A 22,741-nucleotide genomic window follows, 5' to 3' on the forward strand; every position below is an offset into this window, starting at 1 on the left:
ATCATGAACCGGATGGTTCACCGATCCGAATTACACCACCCCATGGGGCACTATCATCTTCCACTCCGAACTTGCCGTATGTACCTCGCGGGCTTACCGGGCTTACCGGGCTCTCGTGAGCTCTCCGCGGATGCGGTCTTCGCGGGGTGTTGTGGGGCAACAGTATGGCCGAAAGTTTCTTCGCTGATTTCAAAGAACGAATGCGTCTACCGAACGATCTACTCCACCAAAAGCAAAGCACGACAAGACATCGTCAGATACATCGACGGCTTCTACAGTTCACAACACCGCCATTCGGCGCTCGGGTACCGAACCCCGAACGCTGTCCACTACAGTTACGGGCAGTCCGCAAACGCGGCTTCAGAATAGTCATCTCCAGTGTCGGAAATCCTCGCGGCAGATCAACCCCACGCACGGCATCCGACCGTGATCGTCGGCGAACGCGGGTACAACCGCTGCCGTTGGTACCGTTGGGGTGAACCTCACGCCTCAATAACGTGTCCCTATGGTTTCTGTCAAGCTGCGTGAGCTGCGGGCGGTTGGTACAGGGTCTTGTTCTTGAGCATGGCGTACAGGACGTCGCATCGGCGTCGAGCGAGGCAGATGAGCGCGGCGTTGTGTTTCCTGCCTTCGGCTCGCTTGCGGTCGTAGTAGGCGCGACTGGTGGGGTCGTGCAGCGCGGCGAAGGCCGAAAGGAACAACGCGCGTTTGAGTTTGCGGTTTCCTGATCACGCTAAATGCTCACCTCGGATCGAGGTGCCGGATCGGTGGGTCACGGGTGCGATGCCGGCGTAGGCGGCCAGGTGTCCTGCTGATTTGAATGCCGATCCGTCACCGACTTCGAGAAGGATGCGTGCGGCAGTCCTGACTCCGACGCCTGGCATCGAGATCAGGAGCGAGGAAAGAGGGTGGGCACCGAGCATCCTCTCGACGTCCGAGCCAACTGTGTTGCGTTGCTGCAGTGTCTCTTTGAGCGAGTCCGCCAGTTTGGGTAGAACAGTCTCGGCAGCCGCAGACCCGGGCACTACTACCGTCTGAGCCTCGAGTGCGGCGTAGATCTCCGCAACCAGTCTTGCCCCCATCCTGAGCGCGTTTTTGGCGGCGAAGCGGTCAGTTTCCGCTTACCAGCAGCGCGGATGCCGCCGGGGCTACCGCAGCGGGACAGGATCTCGAGCACTGCCGGGTGTGTCACACGCGGTCCGAGGACTCGTTCGAGCGCGGGGTGAATGCCGGTCAGCAGTCCGCGGATTCGGTTGCTGACGCGGGTTGCTTCACCGGCGAGATCGTCATCGAAACCGATCAGCACACCGAGCTCGGCGAGTGTGTCATCACCGGTATCGACTCGTCGCAGCGTGTGGGGCATGGTCCGGGCCGTGTCGGCGATGTGAACGCAGGCCCGCGCATCAGTTTTGGCTTGCCCTGGATACAGATCTGCGATGCGGCGCATCGACAGACCCGGTAGGGACGCGAACTGGTGCTCGCAGGATCGGGAGACGGTGACCGGCAGGGCGTCGCCGATCGTATTAGGCTGATCGACGACGATCAACAGCGGCCCGCGCGTGGCGAGGCGGTCGAACACTGTGCGCAGGCGGGCCTCGTCATTGGGTAGGGCTTTGCCGTACAGACGGGTTCCGTCGACGGCGAGACCGACGGCGTGATGTTCGGATTTTCCCACGTCGATGCCGCAAAACACGGCGTAGCTCGTGGCCATGAAGCAGTCCTTCGTCCGGTCACCGATCCGACGTCAACACCCGGCGACAGCCCCCCACCCCCCCCCCGGATCATCGATGACAGGGGCGAGAAGTCATACCGGGTCTGGCTACCGTAGCCCTCGGTTTCAAGTATCAGCTAGAAGATAACGGGCCTGGCCCGATAGCGCACACGACGCGGCCGTCGAGCCGAAAACGGTGACCGCGAACATCGAAGGCTTCCGTCGGCGGCTGAATTGTTGTCGGCGCGGGGCAGAGATCAGGGTCTGTTGCCGAGCAACGACACGGCATCGATGCAGCGTCCACCGAGAGGCGTTCGACTGTTCCGTCCGGCAACTCTTCGGTCGTTCGGTGCCTCCGCACGCCTGCGGCGATCCGGCACGAGAGGCTGCAGCACAGTGCGATGCACCGTCTACCGCGCGCCGTCGAACGACGATGGGCATCATCTCGTGATGGCGGACAGCGAGCGTGAAGCAGACTCCAGGGACTCCACCAGGATCAGCTCGAGTGCAGGCAGTTCGGCAGCCGACACGGCCACCGCAGCTGCGCGTGTTCGCACATCGAGACCGCGTTGTGTTCCGGCGCGGGCAGTTTCGGTCCAGGCCTGGGCGCAGTGATCGGCGGCCACCGCGAGGTCTGCGGTAGCGGGATCCCCGGTCAGACGTGCAATCTCGGTACAGCCGTCGGCGAGAAGCCGACGAAAGAGCCCGCCTCCGGTTCCGGCCTTTTCGATGAAGATACCGAGACTGAACAGCAACGTCTCGAGGTCATCGGGCGGAAGGTCGACCCAGCTCTTGACGTCGGTTGCCAGCTGGTCGACCGCGGCCAATCCTTCGGCACCGGCCGCTGGTACGTGGTCGGCTATTCCCGGTGTCGATGGGGCGCGCATGCTGGCGGCGGATCGGGCAAAGGCCGCGGCCGCGGCAGTAGACACGGGCGGCAGTGTCTGCGGCCATGTGATTCGGTACGTGCAGTGACGTGTCGGTTGCGGGAACGAGGTGGAAGATCGCGCCCGAGCGAGCGCGTCGAGCGGGATCTCCTGCACATCGGCCCGATCGTTGTCGACGACCGAGGCAGTCCCCCCGATCTCGTCGTAGCCGATCACCACGATGTCGTGACGACTCATCTGCAGTTTCACCCGTAGGTAGGGCAGCTCAGCGATATCGGCCCAGACCAGACTGGGTCGTCCCGCATCGATGTCGTCGCGAACCCATGACCATCCCTCAGCGGGATCGTCGGTCGTGAGAACCTCGACTTGTCCGCCGAGCCTGCGCGGTAAGTCGATCTCGAAGTCGGCACCGCGGCCGACCAGGTACATCGGTGGGACCAGGTCGTCCGATCGCAGGTAGGACAAACCCAGATCACCACCCAGTGCGAACACCAACCCCTCGTCGGGTGGTCCGTCCCATCCCAGACCATGCCACTGGAGAAGGTCTCGCATTGCACCTGACCCGCAGTGCCCTCCCATCCGGTGGGGATAGTTCTCGATCAGAGTCGTGTGGGTCACTGTGGCTGCCTTTCGGGTGGATGGTCGAGCGCGCGTGTCGGCACGCTCAGCTGTTCCGGATTCTGTCGAGATACGTTCGGCGAGCAGCCATGTCGACGTCCGCGAGGAACACCGAATCTGTGTTCAGGGCCGCACCCAGTCCGGTCGCCAGACGCCGGGGGACGAATTTCACCGCCGCGACCATTGCGCCGGCGAGACGGGTGACGCGGACGAAGGGGCGTGGATTCTCGATCAGATCTGCTGTCGCGCGGGCGATCTCCTCCGGCTCGGCGTTGCGTAATCCCTTTGCGCCGGCGGTTCCGGCGACGAGTTCGGTGTTGGTGAACGTCGGGCGGACTGTGGACAGTCGAACCCCTGACTTGCGGTACTCCAGTCGTGCGGCCTCTGTGAATCCGATGACTGCGAACTTGGTAGCGCAGTAGGTCGCCAAACCAGGTACCGCGAGCTCGCCGGCCAATGACGCAGTGTTGATGATGTGTCCGGTGCGGCGCGGCAGCATGCGCTGAAGAGCCAGTTTGGTCCCGAAGATGACCCCCAGGACATTGATCTCGACTTGCCGCCGGGTTACTGCATCGTCCTCTTCGTGGGCGTGGCCGGTAGGCATGATGCCCGCGTTGTTGATCAGGATGTCGAGGGGTCCGAGTTCACGTTCGACCAGGTCCAGAAACGTTGTGAACGAGTCAGGTTCGGTGACGTCGAGTCGGGTGACGACCTTCACCCCGAGTTCGGCGGCGGCCTCCTTCGCACGTGCCTCGTCGATGTCGCCGATGGCGACCCGGTGGCCTCGTCGAATCAACTCCTTCGCTGTCTGATAGCCGATGCCGCGAGCTCCACCTGTGATCGCCACGGTCCTGGCGGGGGTGTGAGGTGCGTTGTTCATCATGCTGCGCTCCTTGCATAGATAAGAGACATCGGTAGACGCCGTTCGGGCCGCTCTCGCGGTAGCGGCTGCGCACACAGGAGAGGGATATGGGTATCGCGCGGCGTCTCGTGCCCGGGGAGGCGTTCGGATCGGTCGTTCATCGGCCGCAACCCCAGCGGCAGAACGGGTCTCGTCTGTTCGGTGCAACTTCCGGTGCCCGGCCTCAACACGGCCGCGCCGACGAGACAGTCATGTGGCACAGCTCTGCCAGCAGGTGTCGGCTCACCCGATTCGAAGGTGTCCGAGGCGGTCCGAGTGTTCACGATCGCGATTGTTCGCGGAGAGAGCTCCGACCGATCGGCAGTCGGCCGCGATACGGGGTTCGGCGCGTATGTTCTCACCGCTTGTGTTCATCGAGACTCCCGCGGCGAGTTTCGATCCCCGGGAGTTTCGCCCGGCCGGGTGCGGCCGGTGAAAACATCATCGAGTGGGTGAGCGCCCGTGAAGATCGTGGGGCCGTAGGCGTGCCGAAGCACCGTCAAGATCGCGTTCAAGGGTAGGTCATCGAAGACTCCTCGCTCGCGGACATACTCCATGTGCTGAGCTCCGTCTGCGGTGAAGGCATGCATGAGAGCATCGCGATCGCCGTCGAATTCCACTGGCGGCACGCCGAAACGAGCGCACAACTCGACATTGAATGCCGGCGTGGCCTTCAACCACCGGCCCTCGATGTAGAGGCGACTGTAGCCGTGGTAGACGAACAGATCGGTGCCGCCCATCAGCGCGCGCAACGTCTCGGTCTGCAGGTGATTTCGGACGTCGGCGAAACCGAGCAGTGCCGGGATACCCGCCGCCCGGCACACTGCGGTCAACAGCACCGCCTTCGGGACGCAGTAAGCGCGCCCGGTCTCGAGGACGAAGCTCGCTCGATAGTGGGCAGGATCGTCCGACACGGTGTACGGGTCGTACCAGATCCGGTCGCGGACGGCGGCGAAGAGGCGTCTGGCCTTGTCACGGTCGCTGCTCGCATCCCCGATTGCCGCGGCGGTGAACGCCCGCACGGATTCGTGCTCGATGTCGAGGAAGTCCGTTGCTCCCAGATACGCGTGCGGTGGCTGCGTCGTATGTGCCCCGGGCGGGCGGTCTGTCATGGTCATCGCCGATGTTCCCTTCTCTGAGCAAACCGGTTGCTGTTGTGTGCACAACGACCGAAGGATCGGTCAGTTGCGCGCGAGTCCGCCGAGCATCAGGTCTTCGCGTTGGACGGAGAGTCGCTGGGCGATCACCCGTTTGCTGTACATGAACTCGCGCGGGCGACCTATGCAGTCGGCGGCAATGAGCTCACCGGCCTGGAGATAGAAGCAACTGAAATCACTGTCACGGGTGGGATCACCACTGAGAACCACTTCGTCGTATCCAGTGTTGAGGCCGGCGATCTGCAGCTTGAAGTGATACTGATCTGACCAGAACCACGGCAACGCTTCGATTTTTCTGGACTTCCCGCAGGCGGTCGAGGCAGCGACTTTGGCCTGCTCTCCTGCGCTCGAGACGGACTCCAACCGTAGTCGACGGCCGTAACGGGCCATGTCGTGGCTCGCGCAGTCCCCCGCCGCCATGATGTCGGGGTCGTTGGTCCGAGTGTGATCGTCGATCACGATGCCGTTGTCGATGACAAGACCCGCGTCGGCGGCGAGGTCGGTGTTCGGCTCGACGCCGACACCGACGATGACCAGATCTGCGAGGATCGATTCCCCGCTGGCCAAACTGACTTCACGAACCTCACGGTCACCGGACAGGCCTTCGACCATCGCGTTCGTTCTGATGTCGACTCCCTGCTCGCGATGTATCCGCTCGAAGAACGTCGAAACCTCGGGAGCAGTGACCCGCTCGAGCACACGCCCAGTTGCCTCGAGAACTGTGACCTGCACGCCCAGTGCGCGCAGCGATGCCGCTGTCTCGAGTCCGATGTAGCCGCCTCCGACGATCACCACCCGCCGGCCAGGGCCGGTGGCCATACGGATCCTCTCGACGTCCGCTGCGGTACGTAGGTAGTAGACCCCGTGGAGATCGGCCCCGGGAACGGTGAGCCGACGAGGGCGGGCTCCCGTGCACAGCGCGAGCTTGTCGTAAGCCAGCTTCTCCCCGGTGTCGAGAACGACGTTGCCTTCCGACCGAACGATGGCCTCCACCTGCGCGTTCAGGAGCTGAATACCTTGCTTGGAGTAGAAGTCCGTGCTGCGAATGGCGATATCGTCGAGTACGCATTTGCCCGCCAGGTATGCCTTCGACAGCGGGGGGCGTTGATAGGGAGTGGCAGACTCGTTACCGATGAGGACGATCTCGCCTGTCCAACCTTCTTGGCGCAAACTAGCTGCCAGTTGTGCCCCAGCATGGCTTGCGCCGACGATGATCGCCCGTTGCGATGTCATGCGCTGGAAGTAGGCGTCAGGCGCACCATCATCTTGCTGATGCCCCGCACGAAATTCGACTGAACATACTCGGGGTCGCCGACGACCTCGATGTTCTCGAAGCGGGGAAGCAACTCCTCCCACAGAATCCGCAGCTGCATTTCGGCCAGCCGATTGCCCATACACCGGTGTACACCGAATCCGAACGCGATGTGATTGCGCGCATTGGCACGATCGATGATGAAATCATCAGGATTCTCGAAAACGCGTTCGTCGCGGTTACCCGAGGCATACCACATCACCAATTTGTCACCCTTGCGGATGAATTGTCCGTTCAGAACGGTGTCGGCTTTGGCAATTCGGCGCATGTACGCCAAGGGTGTTTGCCATCGGATGATTTCCGAGTTCATGTTGGGGATCAAATCGGGATTGGCCTTCAATTTCTCGAACTGGTCGGGGAATTGGTTCAACGCAAGAACGCCACCGCTCATCGAGTTACGCGTCGTGTCGTTCCCACCGACGATCAGCAGGACGAGGTTGCCCAGAAATTCCATCGGACGATCGATCAGATCCTTGGTGTCCTCGTTGCTCTGCAACATGGTGATCAGATCGAAACCGGACTCTTCCCCTGCAGACCTCCTGGCTGCTTTGTCATGCCAGAGAGCGCTGAGGCCACGGGCCATGTCACGCATGCCCTCGAACACCTCGTCGTTGTCCGAGGGCCCACCGTTGGCTTGCTCCATCGAGGTTGCCAAATCGGACCAGTAGACGAGTTTGCGGCGTTGTTCGTAGGGGAAATCCAGAAGAGTTGCGAGCATCCGAGCTGTCAACTCGATCGAGACATTCTGCACCCAGTCGAACGGCTCGTTCAAGGGGAGGTCGTCCAATACCTCCCGTACCCGCGATCGGATCAGTCCCTCCATCTCCCGGAGGTTCTTCGGTGCGACAACCCCCTGGACGGCAGCGCGCTGCTTGTCGTGGCGTGGCGGGTCCATCGCGATGAACATCTCGATATCGAGAAACCGGGGCGGGACGCCGATGACGATGAACGGTTCGGCCGAGAACACAGCGTGGTTCTTGTCGACGGCCACGATATCGGCATGGCGCGTGACCGACCAGAACGGGCCGAACGGACTGTTGGGTTGGTAATGAACCGGTGCCTCGTTCCGCACGCGCTCGAAGTACGACTGCCACCGCCCTTGTCTGTAGAGAAAGGGGTTACTGAGGTCGATGTCGGCGAGCTCGACATCCTCGACCGGTGGGATGGGACTTTCGACGAAGATCTTCTTGCCATTCGTGCCAGTCACCCACCGTCGGGTCTTGTCGTACAGATGAGCGCCCTGGATCTGCAGCCCTATAGGGATGGTCGACTGGACCTTGTCGGTGATCGACTCAGAAACTTTCATGCTGTCGTGCCTGCCTTTCACACATCACAATTGGAATTCAGGTGTTCGAACGATCAGGCCATCCCACGCTTTTGAGGCCACCATCTGGCACGACAACCGAGACGTGGGTTCACGCTCGGGGTTCATAGCCAGCATCTCCTCCTCGTTGGCACCGGACAGACCCACCTCTCCTGACCACTGCGGGTCGACGATCACATGGCAGGTGCCACAGGCCGTTTCGCCCCCACAGTCTCCATCGATCCCCGGCACAGCATTGTCGGTTGCAATCTGCATCAACGATCGACCTTCGACCAAGCCCGCCTCGTGCTTCCCACCATCGTGGGCGACGAAAGTTACAACTGCCATGTCAACTCCTCAATTTTCTTCGCGATTGATAACAGTGTCGCCGCAAACGTGAATGGCGGCCATGTTCCGTAGAGTCAAAAACTTGTGAATTCGGGTCAGACGGTTCGCCCCAGAGATCCGACCTGAGTCCACTCCAGATGTGGAGTGCGACAACTCTGCGCTCCGCACGAAGGCATCGAGCGGCTGGGCTCCTGTTTCGAAATGCGCGCTCACCAAGTACTTCTTTCACCGCGAAGCCGTCTCACCGGCGACCAGATGGCCATTTCGGATCTCGACGATAGGCAATCTCAGCCCACCCGGAGCGTCCACCGGAACAACGGGCGAGTTGGGGGCGATGGGATCGAGCCGCTGATACGGAAGCCCCTGTGCCGGACGAAGATCGAGCTCGCCCTTGTTCGGCCACAATGCGGCGGACCGCTCGGCCTGCGCGCTGATGGTCAGCGACGGATTGACCCCGAGGTTCGCCGACACAGCCGCCCCGTCCACCACGCTCAGCGTCGGGTATCCGTGGACGCGGTGGTACGGATCGATGACGCCGTGCGCCGAATCCGAGGCAATGGCGCACCCCCCGAGGAAGTGCGCGGTGAGCGGGATGTTGAACAGCTCTCCCCAGGTGCCTCCAGCGACGCCGCCGATCTTCTTGGCGATGCGCCGGGTGGCGTCGTTGCCCTCGGGGATCCACGTCGGATTCGGCTCGCCGTGGCCCTGCCTGCTGGAAATCTTGCGGCCGAACGGCCCACGCTTGGTGAATGTGGTGATCGAGTTGTCGAGGTTCTGCATCACCAGCGCGATGATGGTGCGCTCGCTCCAGTGCCGGACATTGACGACGCGAACGAACTGAACCGGGTGTGCGATCAACGCGAACACGAACTTGAGCCAACGCGGGATCTTTCCGCCGCCGTCGGTCATCAGGGTCTGCAGCATTCCCATCGCGTTCGAGCCCTTGCCGTAGCGGCACGGTTCGATGTGCGTGTTGGGGCTGGGGTGGAACGAGGACGTGATGGCCACTCCGCGCGTGAGGTCCATGTTCGGATCGACCGCAAGCTTGGCCGCTCCGACGATCGACTCGGAGTTGGTGCGAGTCAGTTCGCCGAGTGTGTCCGACAGCTTGGGCAGCGCGCCCGTGTCTTTCATCTTGTGCAGCAAATTCTGGGTGCCCCAGGTGCCCGCGGCCAACACGACATTGGCTGCGCTGTACGTCTTCTTGCCCTTGCGGAGCCGAGCGCCGGTGCGCTCGGTGTCGACGTCCCAGGTGCCGTCGGATCGCGGAACGAGACCGGTCACGGTCGTCATCGGCACGATCTCGGCTCCCGCGCGCTCGGCCAGGCCGAGGTAGTTCTTCAGCAGGGTGTTCTTGGCTCCGTGGCGGCAACCGGTCATGCACTCACCGCATTCGATGCATCCGGTGCGCTCGGGACCTGCACCGCCGAAGTACGGGTCCGGGACGGTCTTGCCGGGCTCGTCTCCGAAGAACACTCCCACCGGCGTCTGAATGAAGGTGTCGGCGACGCCCATGTCCTCGGCCACCGACTTCATGACCTCGTCGGCCGGGGTCATGTGTGGGTTGCGCACCACGCCCAGCATGCGGGTGGCCTGGTCGTAGAACGGAGAGAGCTCACTGCTCCAGTCGGTGATGTGCGCCCACTGCTTGTCCTCGAAGAACGGTGCCTGCGGCTTGTAGAGAGTATTGGCGTAATTCAGGGATCCACCGCCCACTCCGGCACCGGCGAGGATGAGGCAATCGCGCAGCAGGTGCACACGCTGGATTCCGTACAGACCCAGCTTCGGTGCCCACAGGAAACGCTTGAGATCCCAGCTGTTCTTCGCGAAGTCCTTGTCCTCGAAGCGTTGCCCGGCCTCGAGGATCCCGACGCGGTACCCCTTCTCCACCAGCCGCAGCGCGGTGACACTTCCGCCGAAGCCCGAACCGACGATCAAGACGTCGTAATCGATTGAACTGCTCGGTGGCGTCGCCATGGCGTCTCCTTCTGGTTCTTCAAACCGGATAACTGCTCCTCGCCCCAGGGGCCGGGACCCAGCGCGAGAGTGCGCCCCCTCGACGGTGAGACCAAAGCCGACCGCCTGCCTACCCGGGCACACTACTATACAGACGATGACTTTTTGTCCAATTAATTGACAGATGCAGCCTGCGTGTACAGATACTAGTGGTGCAGCTCATTAACCACAAGCCGCTGACGCTTCCGTCACCGGCGAGCCGAACCGAAAGGAGCCGGTGCGTCAGAAGCCAGCAAGGAGGGCTCTGACGAGAAGCCGAGGTGCACAGGCGGCGGGGCAAGCCCCGAGATCGACAAGGTAGATCCGCAGCGATCGTCACCGAAATGGCGCGCCGCTCCAGAATTGAACTACCAGGATAGGTATGACACTAAAATGATATCGACTCATTTGATGGAAACACTTGTGGACGAGATGGAGGACAGAAAGGCAGAGTTGACGGAGAATATCTCTTCATTCATAAGTGCATCAATCCATGAAATGAACGGCAATGCAGACGCAACCGGACTTCTACACACCAGCGTGAAAGCCAACATCAATGCGGCTATCGACTTCCTGGCCGACAGGACTGAGCACGACAACTTGCGAGCTCCGCATGCCGCCCTGTGCCATGCTCGCGTTCTCGCACACACGCATGTCCCGCTGACGGCGCTCGCGCGCGCTTATCACCTGGGCCAATCGAGATTTCTTGAGCATGTCCTGTTCTCGCTCTCGCGTGCTACGCACACGTTGGCCGCGAATCAACTTGCGCATCTGGTCAGCAGGTCTGCCGTCTTCATAGACCGCGTGTGTCAGGACGCATGTTCAGAATACGAAGCGGAGAAATCGAAGATACGTGAAGAAAATAGTTCTGTAAACACGGAACTCGAACGCGCAATGTCGACATCATGCACAGATTCTTTGGGCGCATACAAAATCGATTCATATTACAATCTCACAGGAAACCATATTGCCATTGAGTTTTGGACGAATGACCGGGAACCATTCCCGAGAAAGTCCTGGCACCAGCTCGTAGATACCGTTGGCGTCAGACTCGGTACGATCGGTCGACCGCAAGTCAACAGTAAAGGCGATGCCCGATCCCTGGTTTGGTTTCCGATAATTCACGCCGGAAGGATTTGCCTTGAAAGCGTTACAGACGTTCTTCAGAAGTACGGCCGAATTCGAGCAGCAATTGGAACCGTGCAGAGTGGTGAAAATGGTTTTCGGAAGACAGCCAGGCAGGCAGAGCGCGCGGCCCGCGTAGTTTCGGACGGCAAGGTCGACATCAGTCCGGTGGTAACTTTCGAGGAAGTTGCAGCCATCACTCTTCTGCTCGAAGATCCGGAAATCCTAAGGGATCTAGCGGAAGACTCACTCGGAGGCTTGCTTCTGGACAGTGCGCGGAACCGCAGGCTCCGCGAGACCTTACGAGTCTACCTAGCAAACAACTGTAGCGTTACCGCGACCGCTCACGATATGACGATCCATCGAAACACGGTCAAATACCGCATCCGACAAGCAGCGAAAGAGTGCGGTTGCAAGCTGGACGATGCCGGCATCCTCATGAACCTCAGGATTGCGCTGGATGCCGCGTGGTGGACACCCAGCACAGTACTCAAGTTACCCATACCGCTCGGCTCAGCAGACGCACGGTTGACGGTTTGAGCAGGGTGGCTGCGACCCGGCTCAAACCTTCCAGGTTTCCAGCGTCACGTTCGTCAGACTCCATTGCCATGCTGATTCACGATTGTTGCTATCAGAATATCGAATGCCGCATTCGGTGAAAGCGACTTGATTCGGTCATTCATATCCATTTCTTTGCCCTCGATTCCTTCACCTGTCGCAATGTTCGCCGCATTTGATTCGACAGATCCTTCGGACGTCTCCAAGATTCGACCGGCCCACACTCCGACTGGCGAAGGATCAGTAGCAAGATACTGCTCGCAGTCGGTCAGTATATGACATTTCATGCAAGAGTCTGCTGCAGTTTTATGACGCGCAGCTCGCTGAGCAACCGTCTCGTAGGGTGGATCGGATTCGTAGTCCCACAGTTCGGGCTCCCCCTGGCAGGGTGTGACCAGCACCCGACCACGAACTGCGAGACGGTCCAATGCTCGATTCAAGGTTGATTCCTTTAAGTACGGGAGCGAACTCGATACGACCTAGTTGTACGATAGCTATTCCTCATGTGTCAAAGAGGGAAGGATGATTTGTGCATAAAGAACAAGGACTCCTTGCGACTTTGGCCAACTTGGACATATCACAGAACGGTGCCGATCCAGTACGATCGACACCACGACGACGGCCCCTTCAGGCCTCCATGGCTGCAGTGGAAATCGAGGTATCGTGCTGGATTTTGCATTCTTCACATTGACACCGCTCCTACTGTTCATGTTGGCACCCTCGTGGAATCCGTTGACCTACCACGGTGCGCGAGTCGGATCGAACGCCGAAATATTCGCGACGTGAAAATCAGCCAGATGTAGGTCGAGCTACGCAGACGAGGGGTGTGCGTAGCCGACCTCTGCAATGGAGAGCTTTTCTGACGCCACACGCCGGCAGTTGTGCCGAATTGCATGCTCTGCGTTCGCTGCACGCCGCTCGGGAAACCTACCGAAAGAACAGATGAGTTCTTCGTAGGTGTTCGGCTCACCGCTGCGCCTGGTTCGTTCGCCCGCAGATAACGCCAATGGTCGCATCGCTGGCAGCATCGACGCGCTGGCGACAGCGACATCATCTCCCACCACCAATGTCCGAACGCGCCTAGACTTCTATTCATGAGTTCCGTCCACACTGCGCGCCCTGATGGTGGCTACCGGACAGCGGCAAGCACTCTCCTTCGTGCGACCGCGTTAGACGCATTGAGCGCTCTCCTGCTGCGGCAGAGCTGGAAGTCCGTGACCATGTCCGAGGTCGCGAAGGAAGCCGGTTTGTCTCGACAGACCATCTATAACGAGTTCGGGTCCCGGCGCGGTGTGGCGGAGAGCTACGCGATACGACTGACCGATCAGCTGGTCAGTGTGGTGGACGATGGCCTCTACACTTGCGTTGGTGATATCAGATTGGCGCTCGGCCGAGGCTTGGCTGCGTTTTTCGCCGTCTCCGAACGTGACCCATTGGTCAGATCGCTACGAGAAGAAGACGCATCCGCAGACCTCCTGCGGCTCATTACTGTTCACAGCACCCAGCTTGTCGAGCGAGCCGCAGATCACCTCTCTGCCACATTTCAGCGATGCTGGGTGCAAGCCCCGAAACGCCAAGCCGATATCCTGAGCACGTCCATCGTTCAGATGGCCTTGGCGTATGTCTCACGGCCCCCGACTGACGCAGCCCAGACCGCCACCGATATCGCAGACCTACTCGCTCCGTACATCGAGGGGTTCCAAGATTTTCAAGCCAATCCAGAGTTGAGCAAGACGACTCGATTCGGTCGACCGTAGCGACAGCGGTGTAGCGCCGCTAGCGTCGGTGTCACGCAATATTCCCATTCTCAAGACAAACGAACTTCCGGACAAGAATCCGTCCAGCTTGCCACCACCTCAGTTCCTGGCGTGATCGACGAAAGTGTCGTCGCAAACGTGGGTGACGGCTATGTTCGGTGGAGTCATAAACTTGTGAATTCGGGTCAAAGGAATCACCGTGAAGCTGAGCGACGAGGGCGTGCCACCGCTTGCGTTCGTGCAACTGCTCGAACGCCGCGCACTCGACCCTGACGCCGCCGCGCGCCTTCGTGCAATCATGCACCGCGAAGGAACCAGTGAAGCGACGCTCATTCAGCATGACGTCCAGGCACCGATACGGTGGTTTCGGGAGGTCTATCCCGAACTCGATATCGCCCACGCCACTCGACTCGGACTTGCGTTTGCCGAGCAGGCCCAGTTGACATCGTTCGGGCCCCTGAGTTCACCTTTGATCAGCGCTGGTTCGGTCGCCGAGATCGTCGATCTCCTGACATACCTGCCATTGATCTCCACGGCGTTGAAATCGCAGTTCCACACTGGCGACTACGGTCTGATCGTCGGGCTCACTGCGCACACAGGCGATTCCGCACTGGACTGCTTGGTCATCACCTACGGCGGGTCGGCGTTATTACGACTGCTGGACATGCTCGCCGGTGACATATCGCCGGTGACACTCCATCTGAGCTGGCCGGAGCCGACCGAGGTGAGCCACGACAAAGGTCCGGGGGCGAATCGCCGGTTCTTCGACGCTCCGATTTCCTTCGTCCACGTACCCGAGGACACACTAAACAAGGCTTGTCGGTTCTCGGACCCTCTCGCATATCGACTCGCTATCACTGATCTGCAGCGGACACTCGCCCAGCGGAGTGGGTCCATGTCATCCGCCGAGAAGGTGAGGCAACTGTTGGAAAAGGACCTCGGACAGCGAACCAACCATGATGTTGCACAAGCATTGTCGATGTCGAGCAGCACGTTGAAACGGCGGCTTGCCGAAGAAGGAACCACCTACAGCAAGGTCCGCCACACGCTGCTGTACGAACGCGCGATGCTACGGCTCCTCGATCGCTCGGTTTCGGTCAGCGAGATCGCTTCCGAACTCGGATACAGCGACCTCGCCAACTTCTCTCATGCCTTCAAACGCTGGACCGGGCGCTCTCCGAAAGATTTCCGAAACCCACGACTCTCGGACGACCCGGATTCGACGTAGACCACAGACGGGGTCAGATCGATGCCTCGTTCGTTCGCGGCCTGGTCGATCTTCATCTCGGAGATGTCGGAGACGTCACCGCCTCCCTGCCGTGAGAAGAAGAGTGTGTGCAAACCCGAGTACCAACCACTTGTCACTCGACGGTGTCGGCCGGCACGCGTGCGGTCTCCGATTCGAGAAAGTCGACGAGAGCTTCCAACAGGCTGTCCGCGCGGGTTTCGACATCGGCGAGGACGGAGTCCACTTCGTCGAGAAGACCGTGGGCGTGTCTACGCGCAAGCGTTCCGCGTTCGTAGTAGCCGGGGTCGAGTAGGACCCGCGGTACTGGATCCGGTGCCGCGATCTGCTCCGGATGTTGTGACCGCGCAGTGGGCTGCAGGTGGGTGGGTGCCCGTCCGTCCAGGTGCATTCGCACGATGCCCGCTACCGCACGGGCGGTCAGCGGGGTCGCAGCCAACGGGGTGTGGCCCCACCGGTCGATAGGAGTCGACAGCGGCTGTCGATCGGCCGGATCGAAATACCGGTCGTATCCGCCGAGCCCGGTACCGTCCACGGCATCGAGAGCGTCGGCGAGCATTCGGGTGCTCGCATACCGGGTCTGATGGCCGAGCACCTCACACCAGCGCTGGAACACCGTGCGCGGAGAAATGCCCGTCCCCGCCAGCGCGAGGGAGGTGAGGGTACGAACGCCGCGGCCTGTCTCGACGCGAAAGGCGTCGAGACCCGCATCGGCGGTGACATCGCATGCCCGCAGGGCCGCGATCTGCGTGTACGGCATCCGCAGGTGCCCCAAATCCTCAATGGACGACTCGGCGGGTTCTTCGCCACTTCCTGTCTATGCGGTCATCGCCTCACCATTCCTCGATGTCGCTGAAGACCGGCGTGGCGGTGCCGCCGTCCGCTCGAGGCTCCACCGGCGGGTGGATCGCCGGGATCGGTGCACACGCGGCGGCACCGGTGAGATGCATGCGGCGGGCACGGTTGCGCCGGGCTTTGCGGGTGGCTTTCTGCGAGCGGTCGGTGACCTCGCGCATCTGCTCGATCATCGAAAACAGAGCGCTCTCATCGACGTTCGACCGACCTTGTTCGCGGAGACGGGCGATAGCAGCTCGGTGCTCCCACAGTGTCACCGCGGGATGTGACATCGTCCGGTACGGCACCTCGACATAGCCGGCACCGTCTGGTTCGAGGACCCAGATTCTGCTCAAATCGCGTGGGTCACGTCGTATCACGAACCGCCCCAAATCCTCTCGCCGCGCAACCCACGGTTTGAGCGCGTTCGAGAAGTAGTGCACGTGATCGAGAACGAAGCCCGTCCGCGTCAGACGTCGCCGGATGACGGGAAGAAAGTCCACCAAGAACGCGGTTTCGCCGAGCACCACACGAGGGGCATGACCAACTGCGGCGACCCCACCGGCCCACACGGCGGCCGGAGTGTTCCCGATCCCTGCGTGAACGCTCGCGTGATACGAGGCTATAGCCAGGACCAGCCAACGCTCCAACTCACGCAATGTCAACGCCGCGTGCTTGTCCGAGTCGTAACTTCCTCGGTCCGCTGGGTTCGAGAAGGTGGTCCCAGGCAGCTCGTGCACCGCCGTCATCGCCGTTCCGATGATGCGTTCGACGATCCCGCCGTAGTGCGGTCGGCCCGGAGGACGGTACTCGAGGGTGATGGCGTGCTGGGCGCATCCGCGGCGCAGCGCTTCGCTTTTGAACTCGGAGGCGTTGTCGAGATACAACTGCTTCGGCTTCCCCGCCATCGGCCACTGCACCTGCTCCGCCAGCTCGCATGCCTCCAGCCACGTCTGCTTCCCGCAGCACACGCGGCCCAGGCACAACCCGACCGATATCGACGACGGCGGCTCCAGAGTGACGACGAACCCGAGTACGGAACGGCTGAAGACATCAACGGCGATCGTCAGGTAGGGGCGGCCGATCGGTTACCGCTCTTACTCGTCAACGACCATCAGATCGACGACGGTGTGGTCGATCTGGACCTGATCGAGAATCCCCGAAACCGTCGGTGGAACGTCGCCGGCGGACTGACGTGGGCGGGCGGCATCGGGTCCTCCGCCTGACCTGGCCACCGATGCCGGAGGGAGCGCGGCGATACGCGCAGTGACGGTATTTCTGGCCGGCACCGGCAAACCCGCGCGATGACACGCCAGTGCTATACGTCGGTGCAGCGCAGCGACACTCAGCTTCTGGCGGTGAAGAAAATAGCGGGTGAGATGATCGCCGATCACTTCCTCGACCTCAGCCGCTACTCGGCTGCGGCCACGCCCTCCCGACGAGACCTTCGTCAGAAGATCGGTGACTGTCCCCGTCCCGTTCCTGAGCCTGCCGACCAACGTGTAGACCTGCCGCCTGGACAATCCCAACCGTTGCGCGGCATCGTCGACCGCTTCCGAACGCACCGAATGCATCTCCAGCAAGGGAGCCAGGACAGCGAAACGGGCCTCGGCCTGGGACCACCGCTCCCCCGACGCTGTCAGCACACCGGTCTCCACGACGTCGAGCTTGTCGGGGTCCACCACAAGCCTCCCTGTCACCGAGAGCCGAACGTGCGACCGTGCACCGCACTTCTGACATCAGAATGTCAGAAGACACGTGCACTCACCCTCGAAACGCCTGCAAAGAGTGCAGCCGTCTTCTGAAGTTGACACCTCGGGACAAACAGGGTCGTTCGACGGTCTAGTCGACGTTCATGACTGCCGTGCAGCCCCACCCCCTACTGCAACCCGTACGCGACCCCAGCGGCGGCGACGCGGCAGCGGCGTGGGCGGCGATCGTGCGCGAGGAACCGCGGTATCCGCGAGTGTCGGTATCGGCGAACGTTCGTATCCCGATGAGCGACGGCACAGCGCTGCGCGCGTACGTCGTCCGCCCCGCCGACGCATCGGGTAAGGCGGTGACGGGGAGTTTTCCCACCGTCCTGAATCTGACGCCGTACAACAAGCTGCTGATCAAGAGCATCGACACGATCCTCGAGACCCCTGTTCTCGGTCGTGCGATCAGAGCCTTCTCGTCCGCGTTCGACCTCACCGGAACCCGTTTCGACGGCATCACCGAGATCACCCGAGTGGTTGCAGGCGGGGCGGCGGACCTGCTGTCGGTCAACCGGCACCTCGTCCGCAGCGGGTACGTTCAGATGATCGTCGATGTCCGCGGCACCGGCAGTTCCTCGGGCACCTGGGACGTGCTGGGCACCCGCGAACAACTCGATTCCCTCGAGGTGATCGACTGGGCCCGACGCCAGTACTGGTGCAACGGCAGGGTGGGAATGGCCGGCATCTCGTACTCGGCGATCAATGCGCTGCAGGCCGCAGCCAAGCAACCCGCCGGGCTCGACGCGATCTTCGCCGTCGAGGGCTCGGTGGACATCGTCCGCGAGATCTTCGCAACCGGAGGGGCCACCTCGGCGTTCATCCCGCTGTGGCTCACCGCCGTCAACGCATTGAAGTGGGCACCGGCCATCGGCGGCATCGACACGTTCACCTGGCTCCGCGATCGCACCCTGTCCCCCGCCACCAACCTGTTCGATCTGGCCAAAGGCTTTGTCACAGGACGAGATTCACGAATCTACGACGACGAGTACTACGACACCATCGACGCCGCCATCGAGGACATCGCGGTGCCGACATTCTTGTACGGCTGCTGGCACGACATCTTCGGCGGCTCCGCCCCCGACATCTACAACCGGCTGTCCCTCGAACGCGGATCGAAGCAGTTGCTCGTCGGTGACGGGTACCACGGCAACCCCGGAATCGGGTTCGGCGAACCGGGCTTTCCACCGCGTCTCGATATGCTCGAGCGAGCCTGGTTCGACAAGTGGCTACGCGACATCGACAACGGAATCGAGAACTACGGCCCCGTCACGTTGCGTCAACAGGGCGGCAATTGGACTGCGCACGGCCGCTTTCCGGCTCCGCGGGCGCAACCACGCAGGCTGTACCTGTCGGCGACGCCCTCAGGAACGGCAGCCCACGCCGTAGCCGACGGCAGCCTCACGACCGAACCGGCCACGTCCCGCGACATCCTGACGGTGCGGCCCTCGTTGCGGGCCGTCGTCTCGCGTGACACCACCCAGGTACTCGCCGGCGTGACGGCAGTGTTGGGGGGCGGATTCACCTACGACAACCGGTTCGCCGAAGGTGCCGCAGTCACCTTCACCACCGGTCCGGCCGAGTCGGACGCCGTTCTGTCCGGTCCGATGAATCTGCATCTTCGAGTGGTCTGCCACGCACGGGAAGCGTTGTGGGCCATCATGATCTGCGACGTCGCTCCCGACGGGACCTCGACGGTGCTCAGCAACGGCGCTCTTCTGGCCTCGCGTCGAGCCGTGGACGACGAACGTTCCTTGTTCGCGCCGAACGGCGACTACACCCGGCCCTACCACCCGCTCACCGAAGCGGCGCTGCTTCCGGTACCCATCGGCGAACCCATCGTTCTCGATATCGACATTCTCACCACCGAGGCCGTCATCGCCACTGGCCACCGACTCCGGGTCGACGTATTCGCCACCGACACACCACGGTTCATCCCGATCTTGCCGGACCTACTGCGCACTCGACTACGCAAACAGGACATCAGCATCGACCCGGAAAGCCCGAGCTACCTGGTGGTGCCCATACTCGGTGAGCCGGGCTGGTAGGAACGACATCATGAGAATCGAACAAGGCATCGCGCCGGCGAACTCCGTCGAGATCGCGTACGAGGACATGGGTTCGGTCGATGACCCTGCGGTCCTGCTGATCATGGGCCTGTCCGCGCAATTGACGTTGTGGCCCATGGATTTCTGTACCCGCCTCGTCGATGCGGGATACCGAGTGATCCGCATCGACAACCGCGACATCGGACTGTCCACGAAGATGACCGGGCAAAAGGTGCGGGGATCCCAGATCCTCCGAATGATCCGACACGAGCTCGGGATGTCTTCCGACGTGCCCTACACGATCGTCGACATGGCCGCCGACGCCGTAGGAGTACTCGATCACCTCGGCATCGATACCGTGCACGTCGTCGGTGCATCGATGGGAGGCATGATCACTCAGGTCTTCGCCGGTAGTTACCCCGAACGAACCGAATCGGTGGGCATTCTCTTCTCGAGCACCAACGAGCCGTTCCTGCCTCCGCCGGACCCACGCGCCCTGCTGCCCCTGCTCGGTGGCGTCGGGAAGGACGCCACGAAAGAGGAAATCATCGCGCATTCGGCAAAGACGTTGTCCACCATCGGCTCTCCCGGCTTCCGCACTCCGCTCGAGGAACAACTGGAGATCGCGCAGGTGATGTACGAGCGGAACTACAACCCCTCGGGCGTCGTGCGGCAGATGGCTGCGATCACCGGCACCGGCAGCCTGCGGCCGTACGCGAAGAAGATCACCGCGCCGACGACCGTCATTCACGGGACCGCCGACAGACTGGTCCGACCGTCGTGCGGCAAGGCCATCGCCCGCGCCGTTCCCGGTGCCGAGCTGACGCTGATAGACGGCATGGCCCACGACCTACCCGCCGCGTTGCTCGACCGCATCAGCGGCATCGTCCTGGCCAACTTCGCTCGCGCGAACGCGGCCTAGATCCTCGGCAAGACCCTACGACGAAGGCCGGCCTCCCTGGGGAGACCGGCCTTCGTTCGCAGATACGAAATTACGCGTTCGCGTCGTCCTCGAGGAGGTTGCGCGTGCGGTTCGGATCGACCTGGACGCCGGGTCCGGTGGTGGTCGAGACGGTGACCTTCTTGACGTAACGACCCTTGGCCGACGACGGCTTCGCACGCAGGATCTCGTCCAGCGCTGCGCCGTAGTTCTCCACCAGCTTGGTCTCGTCGAACGAGGCCTTACCGATGACGAAGTGCAGGTTGGCCTGCTTGTCGACGCGGAAGTTGATCTTGCCGCCCTTGATGTCGTTGACGGCCTTGGTCACATCGTTGGTGACCGTGCCCGTCTTCGGGTTCGGCATCAGGCCACGCGGTCCGAGGACACGGGCAATGCGGCCGACCTTGGCCATCTGATCGGGGGTGGCGATCGCGGCGTCGAAGTCCAGGAAACCGCCCTGGATGCGCTCGATCAGATCTTCTGCTCCGACGACGTCGGCTCCTGCTGCCTCGGCCTCTGCAGCCTTCTCACCAGCGGCGAAAACAATAACCCGAGCGGTCTTGCCGGTGCCGTGGGGAAGGTTGACGGTGCCGCGCACCATCTGATCCGCCTTGCGGGGATCGACGCCGAGTCGCACTGCAACCTCGACGGTGGGGTCGAACTTGCTCGACGCGGTCTCCTTGGCCAACTTGGCGGCTTCGAGAGGAGAGTAGAGATTGTCCTGGTCGATCTTTGCGGCCTGCTCGAGGTAGGCCTTGCTGCGCTTTGCCATGTCTTGCTGTCCTTCGTTCGAGTTCAGTGTGGTTGACGAGCCTGGCCGGCTCTCCCACGTGTACTTCGGTTACTGCAGAGAGCTGGTAATCAGCCTTCGACCGTGATGCCCATCGAGCGAGCAGTGCCGGCGATGATCTTCGCGGCCTGATCGATGTCGTTGGCGTTGAGGTCTTCCTGCTTGGTCTTGGCGATCTCGCGCACCTGATCCATGGTCACCTTGGCGACCTTGGTCTTGTGCGGCTCGCCGGAGCCCTTTGCCACGCCTGCAGCCTTGAGCAGCAGCTTGGCAGCGGGAGGAGTCTTGAGCTTGAAGTCGAACGTGCGGTCTTCGTAGACCGAGATCTCGACCGGTACGACGTTGCCGCGCTGCGACTCGGTCGCGGCGTTGTACGCCTTGCAGAACTCCATGATGTTGACGCCGTGCTGGCCCAATGCGGGGCCGACGGGCGGTGCCGGGTTGGCGGCACCGGCCTGGATCTGAAGCTTGATGATCCCGGCTAGCTTCTTCTTCTTCGGGGGCATTTCTTTTTCCTTGTATTCGCTCGGGTTTCTTGCGGTTGCTACTGCAAGTCTGTGCGCGCGGCTTCTAGATCTTGGAGACCTGGGTGAAGCCGAGCTCGACCGGGGTTTCACGGCCGAAGATCGATACCAACACCTTGAGCTTCTGCTGCTCTGCGTTGACCTCGCTGATGCTGGCGGGGAGAGTCGCGAACGGGCCGTCCATGACGGTGACCGACTCGCCGACCTCGAAGTCGACCTCGATGGTCGGCTTCGACGTGGTGTCGCCGCTCTGGTCGCTTGCGCCTGCGGTCGCTTTCGCGTCCTTCTTGGCACCTTCCTGCGGCATGAGGAACTTGACGACTTCGTTGATGGTCAACGGTGACGGACGCGACGTCGCACCGACGAATCCGGTGACGCCGGGAGTGTTGCGAACCGCTCCCCATGACTCGTCGTTGAGTTCCATGCGCACGAGGATGTAACCGGGCAGAACCTTGCGGTTGACCTGCTTGCGCTGGCCGTTCTTGATCTCGGTTACCTCTTCGGTGGGAACTTCCACCTGGAAGATGTAGTCGCCGACGTCGAGGTTCTGCACGCGAGTCTCGAGGTTTGCCTTGACCTTGTTCTCGTAACCGGCGTACGAGTGAATGACGTACCAGTCACCGGGAGCGCGGCGCAGAGCCGCCTTCATCTCGGCGACGGGATCCTCGGGCTCGGCTGTCACGTCGGCGTCGGCTGCCTCGCCGTCTTCGGCGGGAACGTCCTCACCGGCGGCAGCGGCAACGTCGGCCTTGATGGCTTCGTCGGTTTCGCGGTCCTGAGCGGCCTGCTCCGCTTCGAGGCCCTGCTTGGTCGCCTCGACATCGGCGTCGAATGCGGCCACTTCGGTGGCGTCGTTGTGCGGCGTGCTCACGTCAGCACCCTTTCTCTAGTTTCCTGCTCGGTTCGATCGTCGATAAGTCACGCAGCTGCGAT

General features: G+C 61.8%; 19 protein-coding genes and 1 pseudogene. 5 read left to right on the forward strand and 15 right to left on the reverse strand.

Annotated elements, in window-relative coordinates; all coding sequences use genetic code 11:
- Positions 1-515 precede the first annotated feature (515 nt).
- The 8 genes and pseudogenes from QM615_RS20800 to QM615_RS20835 form a co-directional block, all read right to left on the reverse strand.
- Positions 516-1,711 (reverse strand): annotated as a pseudogene (locus tag QM615_RS20800) (IS110 family RNA-guided transposase).
- 440 nt (positions 1,712-2,151) lie between these two features.
- Positions 2,152-3,216: a BtrH N-terminal domain-containing protein gene (locus tag QM615_RS20805; protein WP_027498261.1), complete on the reverse strand. Its 1,065-nt coding sequence runs from the start codon at positions 3,214-3,216 to the stop codon at positions 2,152-2,154.
- 46 nt (positions 3,217-3,262) lie between these two features.
- Positions 3,263-4,099, reverse strand: a complete 837-nt coding sequence (locus QM615_RS20810; protein ID WP_068046070.1) for an SDR family oxidoreductase — start codon at positions 4,097-4,099, stop codon at positions 3,263-3,265.
- Positions 4,100-4,488: 389 nt separating this feature from the next.
- Positions 4,489-5,229 (reverse strand): transglutaminase-like domain-containing protein, encoded by a 741-nt coding sequence (locus QM615_RS20815; RefSeq protein WP_054186661.1) that lies wholly within the window; start codon positions 5,227-5,229, stop codon positions 4,489-4,491.
- 69 nt (positions 5,230-5,298) lie between these two features.
- Complete coding sequence (locus tag QM615_RS20820) at positions 5,299-6,507, reverse strand: NAD(P)/FAD-dependent oxidoreductase (RefSeq protein WP_068046072.1); 1,209 nt, start codon at positions 6,505-6,507, stop codon at positions 5,299-5,301.
- A complete protein-coding gene (locus QM615_RS20825; RefSeq protein WP_027498265.1) occupies positions 6,504-7,892 on the reverse strand; it encodes a cytochrome P450 in 1,389 nt (462 codons plus the stop codon). The genes QM615_RS20820 and QM615_RS20825 overlap by 4 nt, the downstream gene beginning before the upstream one ends.
- 24 nt (positions 7,893-7,916) lie before the next feature.
- Positions 7,917-8,237 carry a 2Fe-2S iron-sulfur cluster-binding protein gene (locus QM615_RS20830; protein ID WP_068046075.1) on the reverse strand — a complete coding sequence of 107 codons (321 nt, stop codon included), beginning with the start codon at positions 8,235-8,237 and terminating at the stop codon, positions 7,917-7,919.
- Positions 8,238-8,462: 225 nt separating this feature from the next.
- On the reverse strand, positions 8,463-10,214 hold the full coding sequence (locus tag QM615_RS20835) for an FAD-dependent oxidoreductase (protein WP_068046078.1): 1,752 nt from the start codon (positions 10,212-10,214) through the stop codon (positions 8,463-8,465).
- Positions 10,215-10,643: 429 nt separating this feature from the next.
- On the opposite strand from QM615_RS20835, the gene QM615_RS20840 reads away from it, so the two are divergent.
- Positions 10,644-11,897 carry a PucR family transcriptional regulator gene (locus QM615_RS20840; RefSeq protein WP_183130532.1) on the forward strand — a complete coding sequence of 418 codons (1,254 nt, stop codon included), beginning with the start codon at positions 10,644-10,646 and terminating at the stop codon, positions 11,895-11,897.
- Between the two features lie 53 nt (positions 11,898-11,950).
- On the opposite strand, the gene QM615_RS20845 is transcribed toward QM615_RS20840, so the two are convergent.
- A complete protein-coding gene (locus tag QM615_RS20845; RefSeq protein WP_147458399.1) occupies positions 11,951-12,355 on the reverse strand; it encodes a hypothetical protein in 405 nt (134 codons plus the stop codon).
- 654 nt (positions 12,356-13,009) lie between these two features.
- On the opposite strand from QM615_RS20845, the gene QM615_RS20850 reads away from it, so the two are divergent.
- Positions 13,010-13,672 (forward strand): TetR family transcriptional regulator, encoded by a 663-nt coding sequence (locus tag QM615_RS20850; protein WP_045840684.1) that lies wholly within the window; start codon positions 13,010-13,012, stop codon positions 13,670-13,672.
- Between the two features lie 199 nt (positions 13,673-13,871).
- Positions 13,872-14,900, forward strand: a complete 1,029-nt coding sequence (locus QM615_RS20855; RefSeq protein WP_068046087.1) for a helix-turn-helix domain-containing protein — start codon at positions 13,872-13,874, stop codon at positions 14,898-14,900.
- Positions 14,901-15,033: 133 nt separating this feature from the next.
- Here QM615_RS20855 and QM615_RS20860 read toward each other — a convergent pair whose 3' ends face one another.
- From QM615_RS20860 to QM615_RS22490, 3 genes are all read right to left on the reverse strand, one after another.
- On the reverse strand, positions 15,034-15,678 hold the full coding sequence (locus tag QM615_RS20860) for a hypothetical protein (protein WP_068046090.1): 645 nt from the start codon (positions 15,676-15,678) through the stop codon (positions 15,034-15,036).
- A gap of 73 nt (positions 15,679-15,751) precedes the next feature.
- On the reverse strand, positions 15,752-16,837 hold the full coding sequence (locus tag QM615_RS20865; protein ID WP_502941901.1) for a transposase: 1,086 nt from the start codon (positions 16,835-16,837) through the stop codon (positions 15,752-15,754).
- A gap of 12 nt (positions 16,838-16,849) precedes the next feature.
- Complete coding sequence (locus QM615_RS22490) at positions 16,850-17,434, reverse strand: hypothetical protein (RefSeq protein WP_228139278.1); 585 nt, start codon at positions 17,432-17,434, stop codon at positions 16,850-16,852.
- Between the two features lie 173 nt (positions 17,435-17,607).
- Between QM615_RS22490 and QM615_RS20875 the strand changes: the two genes are divergently transcribed.
- Together QM615_RS20875 and QM615_RS20880 are read left to right on the forward strand one after the other, a co-directional pair.
- Positions 17,608-19,554 (forward strand): CocE/NonD family hydrolase, encoded by a 1,947-nt coding sequence (locus tag QM615_RS20875; RefSeq protein WP_094665462.1) that lies wholly within the window; start codon positions 17,608-17,610, stop codon positions 19,552-19,554.
- 10 nt (positions 19,555-19,564) lie between these two features.
- Positions 19,565-20,476 (forward strand): alpha/beta fold hydrolase, encoded by a 912-nt coding sequence (locus tag QM615_RS20880; protein ID WP_057475224.1) that lies wholly within the window; start codon positions 19,565-19,567, stop codon positions 20,474-20,476.
- Between the two features lie 70 nt (positions 20,477-20,546).
- On the opposite strand, the gene rplA is transcribed toward QM615_RS20880, so the two are convergent.
- The 3 genes from rplA to nusG all read right to left on the reverse strand — a co-directional run bounded on the left by rplA (position 20,547) and on the right by nusG (position 22,679).
- Positions 20,547-21,266, reverse strand: coding sequence for a 50S ribosomal protein L1 (rplA, locus tag QM615_RS20885; RefSeq protein ID WP_027498276.1), 720 nt, complete (start codon positions 21,264-21,266; stop codon positions 20,547-20,549).
- A gap of 89 nt (positions 21,267-21,355) precedes the next feature.
- Positions 21,356-21,790: a 50S ribosomal protein L11 gene (gene rplK / locus QM615_RS20890; RefSeq protein WP_008713829.1), complete on the reverse strand. Its 435-nt coding sequence runs from the start codon at positions 21,788-21,790 to the stop codon at positions 21,356-21,358.
- A gap of 64 nt (positions 21,791-21,854) precedes the next feature.
- Positions 21,855-22,679, reverse strand: coding sequence for a transcription termination/antitermination protein NusG (nusG, locus tag QM615_RS20895; RefSeq protein WP_149406694.1), 825 nt, complete (start codon positions 22,677-22,679; stop codon positions 21,855-21,857).
- Positions 22,680-22,741: the final 62 nt, after the last annotated feature.

Source organism: Rhodococcus sp. IEGM 1341 (genome assembly GCF_030056895.1).
Lineage (GTDB): Bacteria > Actinomycetota > Actinomycetes > Mycobacteriales > Mycobacteriaceae > Rhodococcoides.

Bases quoted from the DNA above. Each gene is read 5' to 3' on its own strand.
- QM615_RS20815 (WP_054186661.1), bottom strand. From the start codon at position 5,229: ATGACAGACCGCCCGCCCGGGGCACATACGACGCAGCCACCGCACGCG.
- QM615_RS20820 (WP_068046072.1), bottom strand. From the start codon at position 6,507: ATGACATCGCAACGGGCGATCATCGTCGGCGCAAGCCATGCTGGGGCA.
- QM615_RS20835 (WP_068046078.1), bottom strand. From the start codon at position 10,214: ATGGCGACGCCACCGAGCAGTTCAATCGATTACGACGTCTTGATCGTC.
- QM615_RS20840 (WP_183130532.1), top strand. From the start codon at position 10,644: ATGGAAACACTTGTGGACGAGATGGAGGACAGAAAGGCAGAGTTGACG.
- QM615_RS20810 (WP_068046070.1), bottom strand. From the start codon at position 4,099: ATGATGAACAACGCACCTCACACCCCCGCCAGGACCGTGGCGATCACA.
- QM615_RS20880 (WP_057475224.1), top strand. From the start codon at position 19,565: ATGAGAATCGAACAAGGCATCGCGCCGGCGAACTCCGTCGAGATCGCG.
- QM615_RS20825 (WP_027498265.1), bottom strand. From the start codon at position 7,892: ATGAAAGTTTCTGAGTCGATCACCGACAAGGTCCAGTCGACCATCCCT.
- QM615_RS20875 (WP_094665462.1), top strand. From the start codon at position 17,608: ATGACTGCCGTGCAGCCCCACCCCCTACTGCAACCCGTACGCGACCCC.
- QM615_RS20850 (WP_045840684.1), top strand. From the start codon at position 13,010: ATGAGTTCCGTCCACACTGCGCGCCCTGATGGTGGCTACCGGACAGCG.
- QM615_RS20830 (WP_068046075.1), bottom strand. From the start codon at position 8,237: ATGGCAGTTGTAACTTTCGTCGCCCACGATGGTGGGAAGCACGAGGCG.
- rplK (WP_008713829.1), bottom strand. From the start codon at position 21,790: ATGCCCCCGAAGAAGAAGAAGCTAGCCGGGATCATCAAGCTTCAGATC.
- rplA (WP_027498276.1), bottom strand. From the start codon at position 21,266: ATGGCAAAGCGCAGCAAGGCCTACCTCGAGCAGGCCGCAAAGATCGAC.
- QM615_RS20860 (WP_068046090.1), bottom strand. From the start codon at position 15,678: ATGCCGTACACGCAGATCGCGGCCCTGCGGGCATGCGATGTCACCGCC.